The organism is Pedobacter cryotolerans (genome assembly GCF_005116475.1).
In the GTDB taxonomy this organism is placed as follows: Bacteria; Bacteroidota; Bacteroidia; order Sphingobacteriales; family Sphingobacteriaceae; genus Pedobacter; species Pedobacter cryotolerans.
Window position 1 is genome coordinate 53,779 of the sequence record NZ_SWBO01000015.1, and the last position, 6,334, is coordinate 60,112.

The 6,334-nt window shown below is 38.5% G+C and carries 6 protein-coding genes; 2 read left to right on the forward strand and 4 right to left on the reverse strand.

The features are described from left to right. Positions 1 to 264: 264 nt before the first annotated feature. Positions 265 to 849 (reverse strand): hypothetical protein, encoded by a 585-nt coding sequence (locus tag FA045_RS17620; RefSeq protein WP_136878406.1) that lies wholly within the window; start codon positions 847 to 849, stop codon positions 265 to 267. A gap of 511 nt (positions 850 to 1,360) precedes the next feature. Here FA045_RS17620 and FA045_RS17625 point away from each other — a divergent pair. Both FA045_RS17625 and FA045_RS17630 read left to right on the forward strand, forming a co-directional pair. Beyond that, positions 1,361 to 1,651, forward strand: coding sequence for a hypothetical protein (locus tag FA045_RS17625; RefSeq protein WP_136878407.1), 291 nt, complete (start codon positions 1,361 to 1,363; stop codon positions 1,649 to 1,651). 39 nt (positions 1,652 to 1,690) lie between these two features. Beyond that, a complete protein-coding gene (locus FA045_RS17630) occupies positions 1,691 to 5,437 on the forward strand; it encodes a PIN domain-containing protein (protein ID WP_136878408.1) in 3,747 nt (1,248 codons plus the stop codon). A gap of 48 nt (positions 5,438 to 5,485) precedes the next feature. On the opposite strand, the gene FA045_RS17635 is transcribed toward FA045_RS17630, so the two are convergent. The 3 genes from FA045_RS17635 to FA045_RS19245 form a co-directional block, all read right to left on the reverse strand. After that, on the reverse strand, positions 5,486 to 5,662 hold the full coding sequence (locus FA045_RS17635) for a histone H1 (protein ID WP_136878409.1): 177 nt from the start codon (positions 5,660 to 5,662) through the stop codon (positions 5,486 to 5,488). A 63-nt stretch (positions 5,663 to 5,725) separates the two neighbouring features. Next, positions 5,726 to 6,067, reverse strand: coding sequence for a hypothetical protein (locus FA045_RS17640; RefSeq protein WP_136878410.1), 342 nt, complete (start codon positions 6,065 to 6,067; stop codon positions 5,726 to 5,728). A gap of 85 nt (positions 6,068 to 6,152) precedes the next feature. After that, positions 6,153 to 6,334: hypothetical protein (locus FA045_RS19245; protein ID WP_449415939.1), on the reverse strand; the 182-nt coding region annotated here is incomplete at its 5' end.

Sequence of the window (6,334 nt, forward strand, 5' to 3'; positions counted from 1 at the left end):
ATATCTGATAACTGGGTATGGTCGGCATGGACTGCCACGCGGACCATAATAAATAGGGTTTCGTACTTCATCGCTTTTGGGTATGCTGTTTTTTAAACTTGTCCAACTGTTGGTAAAACGCCTTTGGGTTCTCCTCTTCAAATTCTACTCCGTAACCTACCCAATACAATTGGTCTAAGAATTCTATAAATGCCTCGAACATGATTTTTTGAATTAGTAATAAATAATTAAGCGCCCCACCCAAAAGGCAGGGCGTTTAATTATTTATTTAACAGGAATAAAGATTTCGCCCTCGATTTCTGCGAGTTTATCCACGCAAAGGGTATTCACCATCTTTGCCACCGCATTAATGATAAAAGGGTTTTTGGTGGTAAACTCCCTGCCCTTATCATCTTCAATGGTCAGTTCGCAACGCTGAAAGTGTGTGCTGTCGGTTTCCTCTGCATCGTCCTTTTGTGCTACTTCGAAGGCTTCCAATGTCCCGATTGTTTCCAAAAGCTTGCCCCTTTGATTGATACGGCGGTTCAAGTCCAAAGCCAGTTTAATTGTTGCTTCCAAGTTCATTGCAGGTTTTTCCTCTTTCAACTGCTCCTTGATTTCCATTTTGGTCGGCTCTGCCTTTGACGCTTCCACAATCGCAACTGCTTTGGTTTCTTCCTTAGGCGCTTCCCCGTTGCTACCTGCACCATCTTTTGCGCCTTCTGCTTCTGCCTTTGGCTTTTCCTTGTCGGGGTCAACTTGGTTTGCATTCTCTTTTAATGGTACTGCCGGGCGGATTGCCGATTTATCGGTTGATGTGCTTTTAACTGCTCCGTTTTGTTTTTCGCTTCCAATTACTGTTGTTTTCATGATTTCTGATTTTTAAATTTCTATTAATGATTATTTGAATGATTTGCCCAATAGGGCGGTTCTGTTTATACGAAATGCCGTTCCGTTTTCGCTGTTTAGTCCTGTGGGTGGGCTTCTGCCTTTTGTTGTGCGCATGGGTTCTTTCTTTTTAAATTCAGTCGGCAGGAGCCTCCTGCCTTTTTGTTAAATGCCATCACCTGACCACAATCCAGTAGGCAGGCAAGACTTTGCGAAAAAAAATACGACCCGAGCGAAGCGAGGTGTGGAGATTTTTTTTCAGCAAACCCCCTTGGGGGCTTGGTCTTGACTAGGCTAATGGATTGTTCAGAAATTTTGGCACAAAAAGGTTGGGGGTAATTTGAATGCACCTTGTTATACTTGAAAGGATTCAAGTATTGTATTGTGAGTTTAAAAAGGCTTAGTATTGGTGATAAATAGAGGTCGAATGCCGGCAATTAAAGAGTAGTTGTAATTACCTATCTTTATAGAAATATCAACTAATTTTACTAATATGACTGAAAAGAAAAAAGAGCAGTTATTGGAGCTTGCATGGAGAACGGCTTATGATTCCGCAACCTATGATGTTAAGGGAGACGGGACAGAGACTGATGGATTTTTAGATGAAGCGAAAGAGCACATCAGGAATATTGACAAGGATGAGTGGTATCCGGAAGCTAGGAAAATTCTTCAAGTTCGGGGAAATATAGATGATCATAAACTTGCTGAAGAGGCATCTACCATCTTTATAAATAAAAAGATGGGATCCAAAAATCTGAAAGTAACCCTTGGTGGTGACTGGTAACAGTCATCGAAATATTATTATAACAAAAAATTAACGCTCATGATAGATCCAGCAACAGCGCTTGGCATAGCAACGTTTTCAGCGAATACCCTTGCAACTTATTTTGTAAAACGTGGATTTGACCTTGCTTTTGCAAAAAATGACGATTTCAAAGATAATCTGAGGGATGCTATAGATAAGACAATTGAAACTTATGATGAAAAATATGGTCAGGATAGTGGAAAGCTGATGCCCTTTTATCATTCGTTAAATGTGATCGACGAACTATTGAAGTTTCGGATAATGCATCCAGAAGATTACGATCCTGTCAAACTCACACAGGTTTTAGAAAGTGAGCCCGGAATCGCTCTACCCACTCAAAAGAACATAGAAGATTTTTACGCGATTTTTATAACTAACGTAGAAGCTGATCCAAAACTCAAAAAACTTGAGGTCAAACAAACATTTGATCAAGAGATATTTAATATTTCAAGAAAGGTTGACGAAATGCGGAGGCAAATGGAGAGCATGAGTCTCGCGATGGACGGTGATCTACAGATGCAATGGAAAAATAGGCTTGACTCATACACCGATACTCTAAGAGCATTTAAACCTGCAACTGCAATTAAATTATTGGAACAACTGGAAGAGAGTTTTACGACTAGCACAAATAAACCAAATCAGCACTTTATAGCATTGTTGGCCTATCAAAAAGGAGTATGTCAACATTTTTTGGGAGAAGGCGAGAAATCTGCCCGCAGTTACTTGGAGGCATATCGATTGGATCCTAATAATATACTTTATAAAGAGCAGGCAGCGCTAGCCCATTTTAAACTAGACTCAATAGAGAACTCGAATAAAATGGCAGAGGAATTGATCGAGCAAGATTTATACAGCACGATGGGTTGGGCACTAAAACTGCTTGGAACGTCAACTGGAGAATTTTCAATTCTCCTCAATCAGGCACCTAGCTTGGTGGCAAAAAATGATGATTTTCAGAAAATTGTCCACAATATGCTGATGAACAAAGACAGAATTGAGACACTAAATCTACTTTATAGGGAAAATAAGTTACTGTCACCTTCAGACTTTAAAGAATTCGAGATTACTATTGCGAATTATAATCTATACTTATTTTGGATTTTAAATGCTGTAAATCGATATTATAAAAATATGTATATCGACTTCAGAGAACCTGCAGCACGTGATAATGAACTCATTGTTTTTCTAAATGAAAGACTTGAAAAATTGACTGAGATAACCACGGGTACGGAGATCGAAAAGCAAACTCTAGATTTTAAGTTTCTGCTTGCATTTACAAACTTTATGATCACCAGAGAAGAACGGTATGCATTGGAAATGCAGAAGCATTATCAAACTTTGGAGGGCAAGACTTTTTTTAATGCTCTTCAATGTGCAAATGCACTTCAGCAAACTGGGAGATATTACGATGCAATCGAAATTATAGAAGGCCGTGAAACTAATGAGCCAGAAATATTAATGCTTCTTGCTCATTGTTATTCAAGGACGAACCAAGATGAAGCACATTTACTTGCAATGAAAAGATTTTTTGCATCAATTCATGAACTGCCGGAAAACTATCTCGAAACCTATCTCAACGCCATGATAGAAACTGCGCTTCGGGGTTTTGATAAGGAATTTGCCGCTACCGAATTTACTGAAAATAAAACCTTCATCAACAAGTCGCATCAAGAAATCATATCGCTTCTCTCTGAGCTTCTTTTTGGAGAAAACACTCTAGAAAATTCAGACAAGCTCCTTGATTTGGCTATGGGCTTAAGCAACGAAACAGCCTGTTCAATGATAGCGTCAGCATTTTTTTCAGCCGAGAAGTATAAACATGCAATTCAAGCATTTAGAAAATCTGGAGCCGAGAATGACAGGGGAAGAGCACTTCATCATTATATTCACTCACTTGCGGCCAATGGCAAAAATGATATAGAAGTCTTAAAACTTTTAAAGTTATGGAGGACGGAAATTGATTTTGATCAAGAATTTCTTCTGAAAGAAATTCAGATGCGTCGAGATCTTATGGAATGGGCTGAAGTTATTGAGATATGTGAGGCTTATTTTAAGGAGATTCCAAAAAATGATGGGGTAATAAACCTTTATCTGATTGCGCTTCATGAACTAGGTAATGAAATAAGCATCAATAAATTAAACGAAATTGCAGAGCAAGTAATGAATTATGGTTTTAGCCATTCGGCCCACATTACGAATGCTGGTACGATTCTAATCAAAAATGGTTTGCCACAACAAGGTTTTGAGCTCTTATATCGATATGCAAAAGACCCTCTACAAACAGAAGTAAGAACCGCATATCTCCAAGCCTGTCTATTATCATCTAAGTTGAATTCCAGCATGGAGCCAATGGAGGCATTCGATGTTGTGAAAGAAGGAACCTTCGTAAAATACACTAGAGACAGGACTACCCATTTTGTTGAGATGACACCAATAAATTGCGTTAGTCCAATATTTTCAAAATTCATTGGACATAAGCCTGGTGATCATTTCACTATAAAAAGACCTATGACCAATCAGGAAGATATCATAATGATCGAGAGGGTTATGAATAAATATCTTTCGCTCCATGACGAAATTTTCGCCCAAGTTGCTACCGATCCATTTTCAGGAATTCCGTTCGCAGCAATTATAATCGATCCTGATAACCCGGGAAGCATACTCCAGACATTACAGGAAATGTTCGGGGAAAGCGGGGCAAAGGCAAAGATGATGGCACAACAGGAACTTGAAAAATATTACAAATATCAAATTTCATTTACAGAAGTTGTTCTCAATCCCCATGATAAAAAATATTTGGACGCATATGCCAATTTGGTATCTGGAAAAGGTTTTGCAACAATTCCTATGCGTGACTTCATGAACACTGAAATAGGGAATAATAAATGGGTTATCGACTTTAGTTCTATTTTAATGCTTTATCAGATTTCAACCAATCACCAAGTTGAATATGGAAGTAAATTTATAATCTCCAGATATATGCATGAACATATCAAACATGTTCTTCAGCAAATGGAATCAGATCTCCCGAGTGAGATGTCAGTGACTGTCGGTGGTCATAAACCAAAAATTTATCAGACACATGAAAGTTTCAACAGCAATAGAATAAATTACACAAGGGGATTACTAGCTTGGATTGATCAAAATTGTACTATTGAACTTGCGCCAAATACGTTAGAAGTTATCAGGCAGAACAACCTCGTGATTGGAGAAAATTTCGTAGTTGACATCGTGGTAAGTACTATGTTGTTAGCACAACAATCCGATTACATTATTATTTCCGATGATTTCTTTTATTTAAAACATGGGTTTTTGAATTTGAATAAGCTTAGGAGCACAGAGCTCTTCGTCAAGGCTCTTTTTGGCATCGATCATAGTAGTCTGGATGAATTCGTTAACAATAGTTATATTGGCTTTGCCCCAAACGATTTTCAGCTGAATGAGATGTATTCAAAGCATCTTTCTGGGCTTCCAAACAACTATGCACTTTGTCTTGAAAATCTTTCCGCAAGGAATAGCACTCTCAATTTATCCTCAGCTGTCAAGCATATTAAACACATCCTATTAAGTGCAGTAATAAGTTATGAAAAAATGGAAAGTGACGTAACAGCTGTATGGGTTGGAGCATTACGGAATATCAATACTTCGATCAGACAAAGTTTAGAAAGTCGAATTAGGATGGAATTCGCATTACTAGGTCTGAAACTTGACTTAGTACTGAAGTCGCTCGACGCTGCATATTTAATATTAGAAATGGAAAATTAGCAAAAGCCCCTGACGATATGCAGGGGCAATAGCTTTTGATCAAAAAAATTATTTTGAATTTTTCTTTTCCGTGATGTCTTTTCTGATTTCAGTCGCCAGAACCTTTAAATCCTGCATTGCTTTACGTACTCGTGTACCCGCAGCACCATTATTAGAGTTATAGAACTTTCCAGCATCTGTTTCAAGATCGGAGATTAACTGTTTTACCTTTTTAAATTTTTCCATAATTGTAATATTTTATGATTGTTAATTAATTAGTTCCGCTTAAACGAATATATAATTTTTCGGTTAAACTCCCATTCCCTGTCCCTGAGCAACTTCCTTGTCTTTGCCTTGTTCCATTTTCTTCGCAAAGACATTGCTCATTTCTAGTCCAGTTTCTTTTTGGAACTGCTCCCTTTTTTCGGGCTTCCCATTTTCTGCATAAAAGTTCAGCTTGCCATAACGAACAGCGGTCTCCAAATACATCTTGGTTTCCTGCCCATCTGTTTCAACGGTCACCATCGGACGGTTACCATTAATCAATGAAGTTTCCAAAGCTTCTGCTTTTTCGGGCTCGGTCATTTCCTTAATCTTATAATCGTCCAAAAGGGCTTTGACTGGAGATTTCGCTGAAACTGACCACCCCATTTCGGTTTAAACTGACCACCTATTCCGCTGGAAACTGACCACCTGATTTCGGACTAAACTGACCAGTTTGGAACGGGGCCAAATGCTATTGGAGCAACCCTATTTTTGATGGATATATAATCCCTCCGAAATGGCCAATTCCACGATTAGCATGAGCAAGATAAGACAGATACTCAGAATGTACAGCCAAGGGCGGAGCAAACTTTCCATTGCCACCCATACCGGTGTTTCCCGTAATACTGTAAAAAACTATATAAACGCATTTTC